This is a genomic window from Stenotrophomonas sp. 86156_Sma, assembly GCF_056481625.1.
Map to the genome: position 1 here is coordinate 645,742 of NZ_CM151157.1, position 18,101 is coordinate 663,842.

An 18,101-nucleotide genomic window follows, 5' to 3' on the forward strand; every position below is an offset into this window, starting at 1 on the left:
GGCCCGGCTGTTTCCGTTTCACTTCAAGGACGAACATGAGCTTCCAACGCTTTCTGCCGTACATCGCGGCCGTGCTGCTTTCTGCCGGCTGCAGCCGGTCCACCGTCGACTTCGAGATCGACAACCCGACGGATGCACCGCTGACCTTGTCGGTCGACCAGCAGGTGCATACCCTGCCGCCGCACACCTCCATGCCCCTGGTCCTGGAGCCGGGCCAGTACCGGCTGCAGAGCGAGAAGATCGGCAGCGTACGCATGGTTGTCTACGCCGACGGGATCGGTGGGCTGATCAACCCGGCCATGGCCGAGTACGTGATCGTCACCGAGCAGTACGTCACCAGCAAAACCAATACCGGCAACCTGGCATCGAAGATCGAACTGAACGATGTGGAGATCGAGGGTCCCTACGTGAAGGCGACCGGCTTCTTCATTCCGCGCCGTTGGGACGCAGGACTGAAGGACGAACTGCCTGACACGGTGGTCTCCAGCAGCCCGGATACCTCGTCCGACTACCGGACCAAGCTCTACAACGTGCCTGGCTTCTTCGAATACCTGGATGCCGGGGACGAGCTGAAGGAGGCTTTCGGGCCGGATGGCTACCGGCCGCCGGCAGCATCGGTGGCTTTCACTGCCGCCCAGCTGCCGCCGCTTCCGGCGGCCTATGAGGCCCAGGGCAAACCGATGCGCGAGCTGTACGCGCAGTACCTTGCCGCAACCGATGCAGGCGAGCAGAAGCGCCTGAAGAAGGCCAGCCTGAAACTGTGGCAGGAGTTCGTGAAGACCCGTGCGCAATTGAGCGGACAGTCGCCGGTGGCCGATGATGTGCAGGCCAATGCGTTTGCGTCCGCCTTCTTCGACCTCTGGACGCAGCCGGCGGTGATCCTGCCGGACCCGGCGCCAGCCGGCTGATCGCTGCGTTGATCGTGTAGAGCCGAGTCCATGCTCGGCTCTACACGTGGTGCATCACCGCTTCGGCATGCGCATCAGGCGGGTGCCGCTGGCGCGGTCGTGCCAGGTCAGGCGGTCGCGGTCGACCCATGCCCACCAGAACCCCAGTCCACCCAGCAGCAGCGACAGTGAGCCCACCGCGAAGCGCAGCCACAGTTGGCCGCGCCGCAGCGGCGTGCCATCGCTCGATTGCAGTTTCAGCCGCCACGGTCGCATGCCCAGCGTCTGTCCGCCACGGCGCCAGCTGGCCGTGGCGTACCACCCCGTGATTCCCCAGCACACCGCCCACAGCAGCCACTGCCAGGCACTGAACGGTGCGATGTTCTCGCGCTGCGCGTGGCCGCTGAAGGTGTAGGCGAGGGTGAACAGCGTGCCGGCCAGCATCCACAGCGCCAGCACCGGCAGTGCGTCGTAGACCATCGCCAGCACGCGCCAGGCCAACAAGGCACGTGGGCGGGGCATTTCGGTAGCGGCCGCAGGGGCCGTGTCGGTGGCGGGGCGGGACATGCGCCGAGCATACGCAAAGCTGGCCGCGCCCGCAGTGGCCCTCGTATCCTGCACCCATGGCCCTTGTTTCCACCCCCGCCGAACGCCGCCAGCTGGTGCAGCAACTGCCCGAGCTGCGCGCCGACGACAGCGCGCGCATCCAGCGCTTCCTCGATGCGATCTGGGCCGAGAACGGCCTGGCCCGCGCCACCCTCGACAGTTACCGGCGCGACCTGGAAGGGCTGGCGCGCTGGATGGATGGACGCGACGGTGGCCTGGCCGGCATCGAGCGCCCGGGGTTGTTCGATTACCTGGCCTGGCGCACCCGGCATGGCTGGTCGCCGCGCAGCAATGCGCGCCTGCTGTCGGCGCTGCGCGCGTTCTTCGCCGATGGCGTGCGCCGTGGTGAACGCAGCGAGGACCCCAGTGCACTGCTGGACCCGCCGAAGCTGCCGCGGCTGTTGCCGAAGGCGCTGGCCGAAAGCCAGATCGACGCACTGCTGGCGGCGCCGGACATCGACAGTCCGCTGGGCCTGCGCGACCGTGCCATGCTGGAGCTGATGTATGCGGCCGGCCTGCGCGTGAGCGAGCTGGTGCTGCTACCGGCCACGGCAGTCAACCTGCGCCAGGGCGTGCTGAGGGTCACGGGCAAGGGCAGCAAGGAGCGGCTGGTGCCGCTGGGCGAGGAATCGCAGCACTGGTTGGAGCGCTATCTGCAGGCGTCGCGCCCGCAGCTGGTCGGCAAGGGCAAGGTGCAGGCGCTGGCCGATGGGCAGACCCCATTGTTTGTCGAGCCGACGCTGCATGCGCTGACCCGCCAGGCGTTCTGGCATCTGGTCAAGCGCCACGCGCAGGTGGCCGGTATCGATCCGGTGCGGATCAGCCCGCATGGCCTGCGCCACAGCTTCGCCACGCATCTGCTCAACCGCGGCGCCGACCTGCGCGCGCTGCAGATGCTGCTCGGCCACAGCTCGCTGTCGACCACCCAGATCTACACCCTGGTGGCCCGCGAACACCTGCAGAAGCTGCACGCGCGCCACCATCCGCGCGGCTGAGCAGCGGCCTGAACCCCGGCCTCGGACGGTGGGCAGTGTCGCGGCCCGGTAGCGGCGGCTGTGTCAGAATCCGGGGTCTTCTTCTGTCGCGGACCGCTCCATGCTCCGATTTGCCATCGCCGCCGTGTTCGGTGCGCTCAGCCTGACCGCCTGCGCCCAGCCGGCTCCGCCGGCCGCCAAGGCACCCGCCGCGGCTGCGGCCAAGGCCGCCCCGGCCGCCAACGCTTCGGCCGACCAGGCCGTACGCGCCGCGCTGACCGCCCTGAATCCCGGCTTCCAGGTGGACTACATCGGCGCTGCGCCGTTCCCCGGCTTCCGCGAGGTCGTGGTCTCCGGCCAGTTGCTGTACGTGTCCGACGATGGCCGCTACCTGTTCCAGTCGCAGCCCTACGACACGCGTGCCAAGGGCCCGGCCAACAGCGAAGGCCTGCTCGGCTACCGCCGCGATCTGCTGGCCAAGGCCAACCACGGCGACCGCATCGTATTCGCTGCGCCCAATGCCAAGTACACCATCAGCGTGTTCACCGACATCGAGTGCGGCTACTGCCGCAAGCTGCATCAGGACATCGCAGAGCTCAACCGCAACGGCATCTCGGTCGAGTACCTGGCATTCCCGCGCATGGGCCTGGGCAGCAAGGACTACACCGACATGATTTCGGTCTGGTGTGCAGCGGATCGCCGCCAGGCCCTGACCAACGCCAAGCGCGGTGGCAGTGTGCCGGCCAAGAACTGCACCAACCCGGTGGCGATGCAGTACGCGCTGGGCCAGCAGTTGGGCGTGAACGGCACGCCGGCGATCTTCGCGCCGGATGGCACCCAGCTGGGCGGTTACCTGCCGCCGGCGCAGCTGCGTGCGGCGCTGGACAAGCTGTCCGAGAAGCGCTGACGCGGAATCGTAGCGTCGAGGCATGCTCGACTGCGGGACCATCAGCCGAGCACGGGCTCGGCGCTACAGATCAGAGGCCGGGGGCGCACAATGCGCCCCCGGCTTTTTGCTTATTTCAGGCCATCACTGACCGCCTTGGTCAGCGTGCCCTGCGCATCGTCACCGCTGAACTCCCAGACGAACGCGCCGCCCAGGCCCTGGGTCTTCACGTAGCCCATCTTGCGGGTGATGTTGGCCGGGGTATCGAAGCTCCACAGCGTGCTGCCGTTGTAGATCCAGGTGGCACCGGCGGTGTTGTCGGTGTAGCCCGGCCACGCCAGGTTCTTCAGCACCTTCCAGTCTTCGATGCCGGCCTCGTAGGTGCCCGGGGCGGCACCGCTGGCGGTCTGGTACAGGCCGTTGTTGGCATTGGCCACACCGGTCCAGCCACGCCCGTAATAGCCGATGCCCAGGTTGAGCTTGCCGGCGGGCACGCCACGGCTGATGAAGGCCTCGATGGCGTCGTTGCTGTTGTAGAGCTTCTGGTCGCCGGTGGACGGATCATTCGGCGAATCGAACAGCGCCGACTGGTGATTGGTCTTCGCATCCCACGCGCCGTGGAAGTCGTAGGTCATCACGTTGATGTAGTCCAGGTACGGGTGGTACGCGGCCGGATCAGTGACGCGGATCTTGTCGATGCCGGCACCCACCGCCACCGTCAGCAACAGGCCCGGACGCACCGCATCGAGCTGGCGGCGGAACTCGGCCATCAGCGCGGTGAAGTTGGCGTTGTCCTCCGGCTTGCCGCATTCGATGCCACAGGCCACCGGGTACTCCCAGTCGACGTCGATGCCGTCGAACACGCCCAGTGCGGCACCGGCGCCACCGGCACCGTCGGTCACCGGCAGGTTGCCCTTGATGTAGGCGTCGATGCACGAGGCGACGAAGGCCTGGCGGTTTTCCGGGCGCGCCGCGCTGGAGAAACCACGCGACCAGGTCCAGCCACCCAGCGAGATCAGCACCTTCATGCCCGGGTACTTGGCCTTGAGCTGCTTGAGCTGGTTCCAGTTACCGCGCAACGGCTGGTCCCAGGTATCGGCGCTGCCGCTGACGCTCTCGGCGGCACTGAAGGCCTTGGTGTAGTCGGCGAAGGCATCGCCACCGGCACCGCTGTTCGGATCCGACGGCTGGGTGATGCCCACTTCGCAACGGTTGTTGCGCACGTTGCCGAACGCGTAGTTGATGTGGGTCAGGCGTGCGGCCGAGCCACTGCTGTCGATGTTCTTGACCCGGTAGTTGCGGCCGTAGATGCCCCACTGGGTGAAGTAACCGATCACCCGCTTGCCGGTGGTGCCGCCGTCGCCGGCCAGCGTAGTGGCGCTGATCTCGGTGCCCTGGGCCGAGGCGTTGCCGGCGTTGTCGCGGGCACGAACCCGGTAGCGGTAGGTGGTGGAGGCAGTCAGCCCGCCATCGATGTAGCTGGCGCTGGACGGTGAACCGACCAGGCTGCCGTTGCGGTACACGTCGTAGCCGGCCACGCCGCTGCCACCGGTGTTGTCGGTGGACGGGCTCCAGCTGAGCGCGATGCTGTTGGCGGTGCGGGTGCCGACCGCCAGCCCGCCCGGCACGCTCGGTGCGGTGGTATCGCCACCGGCGGCGTTGACGGTGATGGTGATGGTCGCGGTGCTGGTGGTGGCGTTGTTGTTGTCGGTCGCGACTGCACGCAGGGTGTGGCTGCCGGCGCTGGCATTGGCCCAGCTGGCCGCGTACGGCGCACTGGTGGCCACGCCCAGCGTGCTGCCATCGCGGAAGAACTCGACCTTGGCGACGCTGCCGTCCGGATCACTGGCGTTGGCGGTCACGTTGACCGTGCTGCCGGCGCTGAAGGTGGCGCCGTTGGCCGGCGAGGTCAGGCTGACCACCGGCGGCTGGTTGCTGCCGCTGCCATCGCAGGCACCGAGGTTGGTGTAGTAGGGCGCACCGGCCGGATGGTCCGGCGGCGCGTTCCATATGTCCTGGTTCGCCCGATAGAGGACGCCTCCTTTCTGCAGGGTATCGCCAGCCCGGTAGATCTTGGCCTGGTCCCACTGGGCCACGCCGGCACAGCTGGCGGCCTGCGCCAGGCCGGGCAGGGCGGCGGTACCGGCGGCCAGGGCAAGCAGCCAGGCCAGGCGGCGGGGACGACAGCTTCGGGTCGAACGTTCGGCACTGCGCACAATCGGGTCGTACATGGGTAAGTCTCCGATCAAAGGGCGCGCGGGCCCCGATGGCGCCGCGCGTGACGCAGGTCCGGGCGTCGCCCGGGAAGGCGACGGAGGGGGCGGACGGAGGTACCTGGGAGGCCGGGGAGAGAGTCCGGCACCAGGTAGGGACAACGTTGTCATCAATCGTGTGGTCAATCCGTGAGCAAGCGCATGGTTCGGGGATTCGGGCGGAGGGCGGCGCTGCGCGCGGTCGGCGGCCATCGGCGGAGCCCCCTCGTGGCTGGGGTGGGTCGCTGAAAGCGGGTTTCTGAGGGTTGGCCGGGTGGGTGGGCTGCGCAGGGGACGCTGCAAGTACGTCCATGTAAGCTCGATCGCCGCTTGCTCGTGTGCGCAGTCCTGCGCACACGGCAAGACCGGGGTTGGGCGTCCTGCCCAACCCGCCCAAGGCATGCCTCGGGCCCATGCGGCTCACGCCCCTGCGCAGCCCACCCGCCCGGCCACGGACAGGTTCCTGCGCGGCCAGCCACGGAAGACAGAACAAAAAATCAAAAGCAAAAGCCGGTCGCTTCGCTCTTCAATGCCTGACTTCTGAGATTTCCCTGGTTGCCGGCCAGCGGCCGGCACTACCGGGGAGCATCCACGCATGGCGTGGATCTACCGCAGATCGCGGAAATCTGTCGAAGGCGGGGTGGTGGGGGCCAGCAGGACCGTTGGCGCCATGGATGGCGCCATCGAGCCCCCATGGACGGGTTTACGGCGTGTCCTGCTGGCCCCCACCACCCCGCCAGCCCACGGAATGCCTGCTGTTGCCTTGGCCGTTGCTGTTGCTGTTGCCGTTGCCTTGGCTTCGGCGGGTGCCGGGCGCCGCCCGGCCAAAGCCCTTCCCCCGCTTCCGGTACAATGTCGGGCCCGTTTCCCAACTACGGTTCCCCGGACATGATGGTCCTTGAGGGCGCGCCCGCCCTGTCGCCGTTCCGCCGCGAACGTCTTGAATCCCGCCTGCAGTCCATCGCTCCCTCCCTGCGCATCAGCGGTGCTTGGCACGTCTACTTCGTGCAGCCCGAAGGCAGCGCCGCCCCCGACCTGACCACCCTGTGCCGCATCCTCGAAGCTGCGCCGCAGGCCGAGGTCGTGGCCGACGGCGCGGTCAGCCGCATCGTGGTGCCGCGCCTGGGCACGCTGTCGCCGTGGTCGAGCAAGGCCACCGAACTGGTCCGTGGTGCCGGGCAGCCGGTCAGCCGGGTCGAGCGTGGCCTGCGCATCGACGTGCAGGGGTGGCCGGCCGATGCCGCCGCCCAGCAGGCGCTGGTCAAGGCGCTGCACGACCCGATGACGCAGTCGGTGCTGGAGACCGTGGAACAGGGCCTGGCGCTGTTCTCGGCGCCGGCCCGCGGTGAACTGGAACGCGTGCCGGTGGACCAGCTGGAGGCTGCCAACCAGCGCCTCGGCCTGGCCATGGCCCAGGACGAGATCGACTACCTGCGCGAACGCTTCACCGCGCTCGGCCGCGCCCCGTCCGACGTCGAGCTGATGATGTTCGCGCAGGCCAATTCCGAGCACTGCCGGCACAAGATCTTCAACGCCAGCTGGACCATCGACGGCCAGGAACAGGACCGTTCGCTGTTCCGGATGATCAAGAACACCCACCAGCAGACCCCGCAGCACACGCTCAGCGCGTACAGCGACAACGCCGCGGTGATCGAAGGCCATCCGGCGTCGCGTTACCGCCCGGATCCGGCCAGCGGCGAATACCGCCGCGAGCCGCAGGTGCCCAGCGCGTTCCAGATCAAGGTGGAAACGCATAACCATCCGACCGCGATCGCGCCGTTCCCGGGTGCATCGACCGGCAACGGTGGCGAGATCCGCGACGAAGGCGCGACCGGCCGCGGCGGCAAGCCGAAGGCGGGCCTGTCCGGGTTCTCGGTCTCGCACCTGCGCATTCCGGAACTGCCGCAGCCGTGGGAAGCGCCGCGCGCGCTGAACCCGCGCATGGCACCGGCGCTGGAAATCATGACCGACGGCCCGCTTGGCGGCGCCGCGTTCAACAACGAGTTCGGCCGCCCGAACCTGCTCGGCTACTTCCGCAGCTTCGAACTGCCGGAAGGCGCCGATCTGGTGCGCGCGTACGACAAGCCGATCATGCTGGCCGGTGGCCTCGGCGCGATCGACCGCGTGCAGGTCGACAAGATCCAGCTGCAGGCCGGTGATGCGGTCATTGTGCTCGGCGGTCCGGCGATGCTGATCGGCCTGGGCGGCGGTGCCGCCAGCTCGGTGGCCTCCGGCGAAAGTGCCGAGGATCTGGACTTCGCCAGCGTGCAGCGCGACAACCCGGAAATGGAACGTCGCTGCCAGGAGGTCATCGACCGCTGCGTGGCGATGGGCGCCAACAACCCGATCAAGTTCTTCCACGACGTCGGTGCCGGTGGCCTGTCCAATGCCATCCCGGAACTGCTGCACGACTCCAAGGTCGGCGGTGTCATCGATCTGGGCAAGGTGCCCACCGATGATCCGTCGCTGTCGCCGATGCAGCTGTGGTGCAACGAGTCGCAGGAACGCTACGTGCTGGGCGTGGCCCAGGAGCGCCTGGCCGAGTTCGCCGCACTGTGCGCCCGCGAGCGCTGCCCGTTCGCCGCGGTTGGCGTGGCGACTGCCGAGGAGCACCTGGTGGTGGCCTACGGTGCCGTGCCGGGCCATACCCCGGCCGATGCGCCGATCGACCTGCCGATGGATGTGCTGTTCGGCAAGCCGCCGAAGATGCACCGCGACACCGCGCATCCGCCGGCCCCGCGCTGGCCGGCGCTGAAGACCGGCGGGCTGGACCTGCAGGAGGCTGGCCTGCGCGTGCTGGCGCACCCGACGGTCGCTTCGAAGAACTTCCTGGTCACCATCGGTGACCGCAGCGTCGGTGGCCTGACCGCACGCGAACAGATGGTCGGCCCGTGGCAGCTGCCGGTGGCCGACGTGGCGATCACCCTGGCCGACTTCGACGGCGTGTCCGGTGAAGCGATGTCGATCGGCGAGCGCACCCCGCTGGCCCTGCTCGACGCCGCTGCTTCGGCACGCATGGCGGTGGGCGAAGCGTTGACCAACCTGTGCGCGGCCCCGGTCGATGCGCTGGATGAGATCAAGCTGTCGGCGAACTGGATGGCCGCAGCCGGCCACCCGGGTGAAGACGCGCTGCTGTACGACGCGGTGAAGGCGGTGGGCATGGAACTGTGCCCGCAGCTGGACATCAGCATCCCGGTGGGCAAGGACTCGCTGTCGATGCAGGCGCAGTGGCACGACCAGGGCGAAGCACACAAGAGCGTGTCGCCGGTGTCACTGGTGATCTCGGCGTTCGCGCCGGTGGCCGACGTGCGCCAGCAGCTGACCCCGCTGCTCGACCGCGACGTGGAAAGCGAGCTGTGGCTGATCGGCCTGGGTGCCGGCAAGCAGCGCCTGGGCGGTTCGATCCTGGCCCAGGTGCATGCCGACCACGGCGATCTGCCGGCCTTCGCCGGTGCCGCGCCGGACCTGGACGACCCGCAGCGCCTGCGTGGCTTCTTTGAACTGATCCGCGATGCGCGCCAGTCCGGCCTGCTGCTGGCCTACCACGACCGCAGCGACGGCGGTGCCTTCGCTGCGCTGTGCGAAATGGCCTTCACCTCGCGCCTGGGCCTGGATATCACCCTCGATGCCTGGGGCGATGATCCGTTCCGGAGCCTGTTCAATGAAGAACTGGGTGCGGTGGTGCAGATCGCGCGCGAAGACCGTGCTGCGTTCGCCGACCTGGTCGAACGCCACGCACTGACCGAATGCGCACAGCGCATCGCCAAGCCGACCACCGCGCCGGTGGTGCGCGTATCGCTGGGCGGCGAGAATCTGGCCGAGTGGCGCTGGGACGCGCTGTTCGACGCCTGGTGGTCGGTCACCCACGCCATGCAGAAGCGCCGCGACAACCCGGCCAACGCCGACGCCGAGCGCGAGATTGCGCGTTCCTTCACGGCGCCGGGCCTGAAGCCCAAGCTCAGCTTCGACCTCAACGAAGACGTGGCGGCGCCGTTCATCAGCACCGGTGCGCGCCCGCGCGTGGCCGTGCTGCGCGAGCAGGGCGTGAACGGCCAGATTGAAATGGCCAACGCCTTCGAACGTGCCGGCTTCCGCGCCTTCGACGTGCATATGAGCGACCTGATCGAAGGCCGCGTGGCCCTGCAGGACTTCACCGGCCTGGTCGCCTGTGGTGGCTTCAGCTACGGCGACGTGCTCGGTGCCGGCCGTGGCTGGGCCACCTCGATCCTGGAGCGCAGCGCGCTGCGTGATGCCTTCGCTGCGTTCTTCGCCCGCGAGGACAGCTTCGCGCTGGGCGTGTGCAACGGCTGCCAGATGATGAGCCAGCTGAAGGGCATCATCCCCGGTGCCGAGCACTGGCCGCAGTTCCGCCGCAACGCCAGTGAGCAGTTCGAAGCCCGTACCGCGCAGCTGGAGGTGGTGGAATCGCCGTCGATCCTGCTGCGCGGCATGGCCGGTTCGCGCCTGCAGGTGGCGGTGGCGCATGGCGAAGGCCAGGCGGTGTTCGACAATGCCGTCGACCAGGCCGCCGCACGTGTCTCGCTGCGCTACATCGATGGCCACGGCAACGTTGCCAGCCAGTACCCGCTGAATCCGAACGGTTCGCCGGACGGCATCACCGGCCTGACCAGCAGTGACGGCCGCGTCACCATCATGATGCCGCACCCGGAACGCACCCCGCGCGCGCTCAACCTGAGCTGGGCTCCGGCCGAGTGGCAGGGTGACTCGCCGTGGATGCGCATGTTCCGCAACGCGCGGGTGTGGTGCGGCTGATCGCACTGCATCGCGCAGGCCTCAATGCCATCGCGTATGGAAAAACCCGCCGTTGATCGGCGGGTTTTTCTTTGCGAGCTTGAAACTCCAGTCGCGACCGCTAGTTACATGCATTTTCATGCGTCGAGGAATCGTCACGCATGCATAACAAAATCCTTTCATAAACACGTGAAATAGTGATGTGCTTCACGGCAATAGGATTTGCTGTGTCAAAGTCTTGACGATCTGCAAAGTTGCCGTTAACACTTGAACCCCGTTTCAGAATCATTCATTTCGCAGTAACCGCTTGGCGCACGCGCTCGGTTTTCTGTCGCTGCGCGCCGTTCGGCAATACCCCGCAGTAAATCACGCGAATAAACGCCCCCAGGGGACGTTGGGCCGGAAAGCCCAGCGGTGGCGTTGCTTTGCCCAAAACCAGTCCAATCAGGAGCCGTACCGATGAATCGGATTTATCGCAAGGTCTGGAACAAAGCATTGGGTCAGTTGGTGGTGGCCTCGGAACTGGCCTCCTCCGACAGCGGCGGCGGGGTCGTCGACCAGCGCCGCGATGCAACGCAGGCTGCGCCCGCAAGGTTGGCGATGGCACTGGGCCTGGTATTGGGATTGGGCATGAGCGGTATCGCCGCAGCACAGTCGGTGCAGATCGGCGGCAGCGCCACCTGCGTGGCATTCAGCGGCAAGCTGCTCGAAAAGTGCCTGATCGAAGGCTCGGCCACGGCCAAGGGCAGCAACGCGGTGGCGATCGGCAGCAACAGCAGCGCCAGTGCGGCCAATAGCGTAGCGCTGGGCGCCGGCTCCAAGGCCACGCGTGCCAACACGGTGTCCGTGGGTGATACCGGCAAGGAACGGCAGATCACAAATGTTGCCGCAGGCAGCCAGGCCACCGATGCGGTGAACAAGGCGCAGCTGGACGCGCAGGCGCGCGCCACCCAGGCTGCGCTGGCCGATGTCGCCGCAGACGGCAACCGTTATTTCAAGGCCGATGGCGCAGGCGATGACAGCGACGCGGTGAAGATCGACGGGCAGGGCGCAGTCGCGGCCGGTGCCGGCGCACAGTCGCTGGCCAATGCCACCACTGCCATCGGAACCCAGGCCATTGCCGCGGGCCTGGGCGCAAGCGCGTTCGGCCAGGGCGCCTTGGCAATCGGCGATGCCAGCGTGGTGGTCGGGCAGAGCGCTGCGGCCTTCGGTCTCGGCGACACCGCGGTTGGCGCAAGCGCGACCGCCGCCAGCGAAAACGGCGCGGCCACCGCGCTGGGTGCGCTGTCCGAAGCCACCGCCGATGGCGCTACGGCTGTCGGCGGCGGTGCCGTGGCGATGGGCCCGGGCAGCACCGCATTGGGCCGCGGCGCTACCGCCGCCAACGAAGCGTCGATCGCGGTGGGTGCGTTCAGCACCGCCGTCGGTGAATACAGTACCGCGCTGGGTTCGAACTCCGCGGCGGTGGCCACCGGCAGCGTGGCGCTCGGCGCGGGCTCGCTGGCCGACCGCGTCGATACCGTGTCCGTTGGTGCCGCCGAATACGGCCTGACCCGGCAGATCACCAGCGTGGCCGCAGGCACCGAAGACAACGATGCAGTCAATGTCGGTCAGCTGAAGGACGTTGCCGCCGTGGCCGATGCCACCGCCAAGCGCTTCCAGGCCAATGGCAGCAGCAACAGCGATGCCGGTGCACTGGCCGAGGGCGACGACGCGCTGGCGGCCGGCGAGGCCGCCAATGCCATCGGCAACGGCACCACTGCAGTCGGTGCCGGCGCCACCGCCGTCGCGCAGAACGCCACCGCCGTTGGCAACAACGCGCTGGCCTCGGGCCAGAACAGTGCCGCGTTCGGCAACAACGCGCAGGCCAACGGTCCGGGCAGCGTTGCCGTGGGTGGCGCTGCGGTGGATGCCGACGGCAACCCGCTGATCACCAGCGGCGGCGTGCCGGTGGAGACCGGCGCAACCAGCGCAGGCGTCGGCGGCACTGCGGTCGGCGCCAGTGCCGAAGCCAGTGGTTTTGCGGCGTCGTCCTACGGCGTCGGCGCCTATGCGGCCGGTGCGCAGGCATCGGCCTTCGGCGCCGTGGCCAATGCCATCGGCGATTATTCCACCGCGCTGGGTACGCAGAGCAACGCGACGGGCACCAGCAGCGTCGCCATCGGTGGTCCGGCTGACCTGATCCCCGGCCTGGGCTTCTTCGTGCAGACCCAGGCCAGTGGCGAAGCCGCCACCGCCGTCGGCGCCGGTGCCATCGCCAGTGGCGACCGTGCCGTGGCCAACGGCAGCCTCAGCGAAGCCTCCGGCGCCGAAGCGACCGCGGTCGGCTACTTCGCCTATGCACCGGGCGAGAACGCCAGTGCCCTCGGCGCGCAGACCTGGGCGAGCGGTGCGCAGAGCACGGCCGTGGGTTACTACGCCACCGCACGCGGCGCGAACAGTGTGGCACTCGGCGCGAATTCCGAAGCGGTGCGCGCCAACAGCGTGGCCGTCGGCAGCGCCGGCAACGAGCGGCAGATCACCAGCGTCGCTGCGGGCAGCGAAGCCACCGATGCGGTGAACAAAGCCCAGCTCGACGCCGTGGCCGGCACTGCCGACACCACCGCGCGTTTCTTCCAGGCACAGCCGGAGGCGGGCAGTGATGCTGGCGCACTGGCTGATGGCGAAGGCTCCATCGCTGTGGGTTCGTCGAGCAATGCGATCGGCGCAGGTGCCATTGCACATGGTGCTGCCGCGTCGGCCATCGGCGATGACAGCGTGGCCGTGGGCCGCAACAGCGCGGCCACCGGTAATGGCGGTGTCGCCATCGGTGGCCTCGGCCAGGCCTACGACGAGTTCAACCAGCCGATCATCGGTGCCGATGGCACGGCGCAGCAGGTGGGCACCACCGCTGTTGCCGATGCCACCGCAGTCGGCAGCGGCGCGCAGGCCACCGGGGCTGCCAGCAGCGCCTTCGGCAACGCGGCCAAGGCCAGTGGTGACAACAGCTTCGCCGCAGGCGGCAAGTCGCGCGCCACCGGCAGCTATGCGGTTGCGGTCGGCGACAGCGCATTCGCCAGCAGCGATGACAGCACTGCAGTAGGCGGTTACAGCTGGGCGACTGCCAGTGGCGCAGCAGCATTCGGTTCGGGTGCATGGGCCACTGCCACCAACGCCTCGGCATTCGGCAACGCGGCCTGGGCCAGTGGTAGCGGCGCAACGTCCATCGGTTACAACAGCTGGGCCAACGGCGCCAGCTCCACAGCGGTCGGCCGCGGTGCCTTCGGCTATGGCGACAACAGTGTGGCGCTGGGCTTCCAGGCGTTGGGCAACAGCATCAACAGCATCGCCATTGGCACTAACACGGTGGCCGGTGGTGAGAGTGCGATCGCGCTCGGTGCCGGCAGCAATGCCAGCGCCAGCAACACGGTCGCGCTGGGGGCCGGTTCGGTCGCCAACCGCGCGCGCACGGTGTCGGTGGGCAGCGCCGGCAACGAACGCCAGGTCACCAACGTCGCCGCCGGCACCCAGGCCACCGATGCGGTGAACAAGGCGCAGCTGGATGCGGTGGCGACCACGGCCACCACCACCAGCCGCTTCTTCCAGGCCAGCGGCAACGGCGACGACGTAGCCGGTGCATTGGTGGAAGGTGACAACGCACTGGCGGCCGGTGATGCCGCCAACGCCATCGGCAATGGCGCCACCGCACTGGGTAGCGGCGCCAACGCGCTGGCCAGCAACGCACAGGCGCTGGGCTTCAATGCGTTGGCGACCGCAGCCAACGCCAGCGCTGTTGGTGCCAACGCACAGGCCACGGGCGAGTACGCCACCGCGCATGGCGCGGAAAGCGAAGCCAGCGGCGAGCAGAGCGCGGCGTTCGGTGCGGCCAGCATCGCCAGCGGCGCCGGTAGCACTGCCAATGGCGTGCTGTCCGAAGCGTCCGGCGAAGAGGCTGTGGCCGTGGGCTACTTCAGCAATGCCAGTGGTGACGCGGCCACCGCTGTCGGTAGCGAGAGCGTAGCCAGTGGTACGGCGTCGGCGGCCTTCGGTATCGGTGCCGAAGCCAGCGGCGGTTACAGCACCGCCATCGGTGGCTACGCGCAGGCCTCGGCGTTCAATACCACCGCGTTCGGCAACTTCGCCAACGCCTCCGGCTCCAACAGCGTGGCAGTGGGTGGCGACTCGGAAGCGTCCGGCGCCTACAGCACCGCCACCGGCCAGGGCAGCCTGGCCACCGGCACCAACAGTGTCGCCGTTGGCGGCTCGCTGTTCGGTCTGCTGGCCACCGAGGCATCGGGCAACTACTCCACTGCGGTGGGTGGTGGCGCCTGGTCGGGGGGCATCAACAGCACCGCACTGGGCAACGCCGCCGAATCGCGCGGTGCCAACAGCGTGGCGCTGGGTGCCGATTCGATCGCGGATCGCGACAACACCGTATCGGTGGGCGGCGGTGGCAATACCCGCCAGATCACCAATGTGGCCGACGGCACCCAGGGCAACGACGCGGTCAACAAGAATCAGCTCGATGCCGTAGCCGCGGCAGCGGAAAAGACCAGCCGGCAGTTCCAGGCCAGTGGCAATGCCGATGGCGAAACCGGGGCGCTGGTCGAGGGTGACAACGCGCTGGCGGCCGGTGACGCGGCCAATGCGATCGGCAACGGTGCCACCGCGCTGGGCAGCGGTGCCAATGCGCTGGCGGCCAACGCCACCGCCGTGGGCATCGATGCGCTGGCCACCGGCAGCAACGCGGCGGCCCTGGGCAGCACGGCACAGGCCACCGGCGAAGACAGCCTCGCGCTCGGCACCGGCGCCAGCGCCAGTGAACTGGGCGCAAGCGCGGTCGGTGCGCGCGCGCAGGCCAGCGGTGCCTACAGCACGGCCACGGGCACTGAAGCCAATGCCAGCGGCACCCAGGCACTGGCCAGTGGCTTCCGCAGCGCCGCGTTTGCCGATGGCACTACCGCTGTCGGCGGCTACGCCGAAGCCAGCGGTCGCCTCGGCACTGCCTTGGGCTACGGCTCGGCAGCCAGTGGTGCCAACACCACGGCGGTCGGCTTCGGTGCCGCCGCCGCCGGTACCGGTGCAGTAGCGGTCGGTCAGTCCAGCGAAGCCAGTGGCGAAGAAAGCGTGGCGATCGGTGGCAGCACCTTCTTCGGCCTGATCCCCTCGCGTGCCAGTGGCACCGGTGCCGCGGCATTCGGTGCGGGCGCGTGGGCCACCGAAGACTACGCCACGGCGATCGGCTGGAATTCGTGGGCGGCGGGCAGCAGCGCCACCGCGCTGGGTGCCAATGCCACCGCCAACGGCAGCAACAGCGTCGCGCTCGGCGCCGGCTCCAAGGCCGACCGTGACAACACGGTGGCCGTCGGCAAGGCGGGCGGTGAGCGCCAGGTCACCCATGTCGCAGCCGGTACCGAAGCCACCGATGCGGTGAACAAGGGCCAGCTGGATGCGGTCGCCGGCGTCGCCGACAAGACCAGCCGCCAGTTCCAGGCCAGCGGCAATGCCGATGGCGAGGCCGGTGCACTCGTTGACGGCGACAATGCACTGGCTGCTGGCAACGCGGCCAACGCCATCGGTAACGGCGCCACCGCGCTGGGCAGTGGCGCCAATGCCATGGCCGGCAATGCCACCGCCGTGGGCTTCGATGCACTGGCCACCGGCAACAATGCGGCGGCGCTCGGCAACGCGGCGCAGGCTGCTGGTGTCGACAGCGTAGCCGTGGGCAGTGGCGCCAGCGCCAGCGAACTCGGCGCCAGTGCTACCGGCGCCGGCGCCCAGGCCAAGGGCGCTTACAGCACTGCCAGCGGCGCGCAGGCCACGGCCAGCGGCACCCAGTCGCAGGCCAGTGGTTTCCGCGCCAATGCTTCGGCCGACGGCGCTTCGGCGCTGGGCAGCTATGCCGAAGCCAGTGGTCGCCTTGGCACTGCAGTGGGTTACGGCAGCAAGGCCACCGGCGCCAATGCCACTGCGGTGGGTGTCAGTGCCAACGCGTCGGCGGCCGGCAGCATCGCACTGGGCGCAGGCTCGGTGGCCGACCGTGCCAACACCGTGTCGGTGGGCAGCAGTACCAGTGATCGTCAGATCACCCGCGTCGCTGCCGGTACCGAGCGCACCGATGCGGTCAATCGTGGCCAGCTTGATGCGGTCGCAGCGACTGCCGATGGCACGGCACGTTACGTCAAGGCCACCGGCGCAGGTATTGCCAGCGCCAGCGGCAGTGATGCCGCCGCGATCGGTTCGGCGGCCAGTGCCAGCGGCGCGCGCAGCAATGCGCTGGGCGCCAACGCGATGGCGATCGGCAACGGTGCACTTGCACTGGGCAACAGTGCCGGAGCGTCCGGTGCCAACTCGGTGGCGCTGGGTGCGGGCTCGCGTGCGCTCGATGCCAACGTGGTGTCGGTCGGCGGTGGCAACGGCACCGAGGGTCCGGCCACGCGCCGCATCGTCAATGTGGCCGATGGCCGCATCGCCGCCGGCAGCAGCGACGCCATCACCGGCTCCCAGCTCAACGTCACCAACCAGCGGGTGGGCGCGGTGGAAACCCGCGTGGGCGATTTTGATTCGCGCATCGCCACCGTGGAAACCACCGCGGCCAGCGCGGTCAGCTACGACGACGCCAGCCGTGACCGCCTGACCCTGTCCGGTTTCCAGGGCACCACCATCGACAACGTCGGTGCCGGCAGCATTGCCGCGGGCAGTCGCCAGGCGATCAACGGCGGCCAGCTGTTCCAGTCGCTCAGCGATGCCGCCAGCTTCCTCGGCGGTGGTGCCAGCGTCGGCATGCAGGGTGTGTTCGTGGCCCCGAACTACGTGATCCAGGGCGCCACCTACAGCAACGTCGGCGATGCGCTCGGCGCGCTGGACCGCAAGGTCAGCGAGATCGACCGCAGAACCGCCGGTGGCTCGCGTGCCGGGACTGCCAACCTGCGCGCGATGAGTGCCTCGCTGGATGAGAGCCCGCTGGCAAGCACCGCTGATGCACCTGCAACGGCCGACGCGGCACCGGCCAGCACCGCGCGTGTGCAGGGCACGCCGACCGCTGCTGCCGCCGGTGCCGGGATTCCGGTTGGCACTCCCGCGACGGGCTTCAATGCCGTCGCCATGGGCGAGGGCGCCGTCGCCAGTGGCGCTTCGTCCACGGCCATCGGCCAGGGCGCCAATGCCACTGCGGCAAATGCCGTGGCGCTGGGCCAGGGCTCGGTTGCCGATCGTGCCAACACGGTCTCGGTGGGCAGTGAAGGCAACGAGCGCCAGGTCACCAATGTGGCGGCGGGTACCACGGCCACCGATGCGGTCAACAAGGGCCAGCTCGACCGTGGCATGGCCACGGCCAACAGCTACACCGACAGCCGCGTCCAGGCCGTCGCCGACAGCTTCGATGTGTTCAAGGGCGAGATCGACGGACGCCTGCGCCACATGGATCGCCGCATCGACCGCCAGGGTGCGATGAGCGCGGCGATGCTCAACATGGCCACCAGTGCCGCCGGTATCCGCACCCAGAACCGGGTCGGCGTCGGCATTGGTTTCCAGGGCGGCGAGTCGGCGTTGTCGCTGGGCTACCAGCGTGCGATCAGCGATCGCGCCACGGTGACCTTCGGCGGTGCTTTCAGCAGCGACGACAGCTCGGTTGGCGTCGGTGCCGGCTTCGGCTGGTAAGCCACTCCATCGCGCCGGCGGCCACCCACGCCGGCGCAGCACCTGCAGTGAGGGCCTGGGGGGAGGTCACGGCAATCCCGGCTGGGCCGGCCGGGAGTCGTCAAGG

The 18,101-nt window shown here is 68.7% G+C and carries 7 protein-coding genes; 5 read left to right on the forward strand and 2 right to left on the reverse strand.

Features of this window, described 5'->3' with window-relative positions; all coding sequences use genetic code 11:
- Positions 1-35 precede the first annotated feature (35 nt).
- A complete protein-coding gene (locus tag ACZK33_RS02910; RefSeq protein ID WP_100437852.1) occupies positions 36-908 on the forward strand; it encodes a hypothetical protein in 873 nt (290 codons plus the stop codon).
- 54 nt (positions 909-962) lie between these two features.
- Here ACZK33_RS02910 and ACZK33_RS02915 read toward each other — a convergent pair whose 3' ends face one another.
- Complete coding sequence (locus tag ACZK33_RS02915; RefSeq protein ID WP_049461829.1) at positions 963-1,454, reverse strand: RDD family protein; 492 nt, start codon at positions 1,452-1,454, stop codon at positions 963-965.
- A 56-nt stretch (positions 1,455-1,510) separates the two neighbouring features.
- Here ACZK33_RS02915 and xerD point away from each other — a divergent pair, with 56 nt between their 5' ends.
- Positions 1,511-2,488, forward strand: a complete 978-nt coding sequence (xerD, locus tag ACZK33_RS02920; protein WP_032128012.1) for a site-specific tyrosine recombinase XerD — start codon at positions 1,511-1,513, stop codon at positions 2,486-2,488.
- Positions 2,489-2,588: 100 nt separating this feature from the next.
- The gene (locus ACZK33_RS02925; RefSeq protein ID WP_049424945.1) at positions 2,589-3,374 is read left to right on the forward strand and encodes a DsbC family protein; all 786 of its coding nucleotides are present in this window, start codon (positions 2,589-2,591) and stop codon (positions 3,372-3,374) included.
- Positions 3,375-3,484: 110 nt separating this feature from the next.
- On the opposite strand, the gene ACZK33_RS02930 is transcribed toward ACZK33_RS02925, so the two are convergent.
- On the reverse strand, positions 3,485-5,584 hold the full coding sequence (locus ACZK33_RS02930; RefSeq protein ID WP_423174493.1) for a glycosyl hydrolase family 18 protein: 2,100 nt from the start codon (positions 5,582-5,584) through the stop codon (positions 3,485-3,487).
- Positions 5,585-6,493: 909 nt separating this feature from the next.
- On the opposite strand from ACZK33_RS02930, the gene purL reads away from it, so the two are divergent.
- Both purL and ACZK33_RS02940 read left to right on the forward strand, forming a co-directional pair.
- A complete protein-coding gene (gene purL, locus ACZK33_RS02935; protein ID WP_423175567.1) occupies positions 6,494-10,378 on the forward strand; it encodes a phosphoribosylformylglycinamidine synthase in 3,885 nt (1,294 codons plus the stop codon).
- 438 nt (positions 10,379-10,816) lie between these two features.
- Positions 10,817-17,995 (forward strand): ESPR-type extended signal peptide-containing protein, encoded by a 7,179-nt coding sequence (locus ACZK33_RS02940; protein WP_423175569.1) that lies wholly within the window; start codon positions 10,817-10,819, stop codon positions 17,993-17,995.
- Positions 17,996-18,101: the final 106 nt, after the last annotated feature.

Coding starts and splice junctions, on each gene's coding strand:
- ACZK33_RS02940 (WP_423175569.1), top strand. CDS start 10,817: ATGAATCGGATTTATCGCAAGGTCTGGAACAAAGCATTGGGTCAGTTG.
- ACZK33_RS02925 (WP_049424945.1), top strand. CDS start 2,589: ATGCTCCGATTTGCCATCGCCGCCGTGTTCGGTGCGCTCAGCCTGACC.
- xerD (WP_032128012.1), top strand. CDS start 1,511: ATGGCCCTTGTTTCCACCCCCGCCGAACGCCGCCAGCTGGTGCAGCAA.
- ACZK33_RS02910 (WP_100437852.1), top strand. CDS start 36: ATGAGCTTCCAACGCTTTCTGCCGTACATCGCGGCCGTGCTGCTTTCT.
- ACZK33_RS02930 (WP_423174493.1), bottom strand. CDS start 5,584: ATGTACGACCCGATTGTGCGCAGTGCCGAACGTTCGACCCGAAGCTGT.
- ACZK33_RS02915 (WP_049461829.1), bottom strand. CDS start 1,454: ATGTCCCGCCCCGCCACCGACACGGCCCCTGCGGCCGCTACCGAAATG.
- purL (WP_423175567.1), top strand. CDS start 6,494: ATGATGGTCCTTGAGGGCGCGCCCGCCCTGTCGCCGTTCCGCCGCGAA.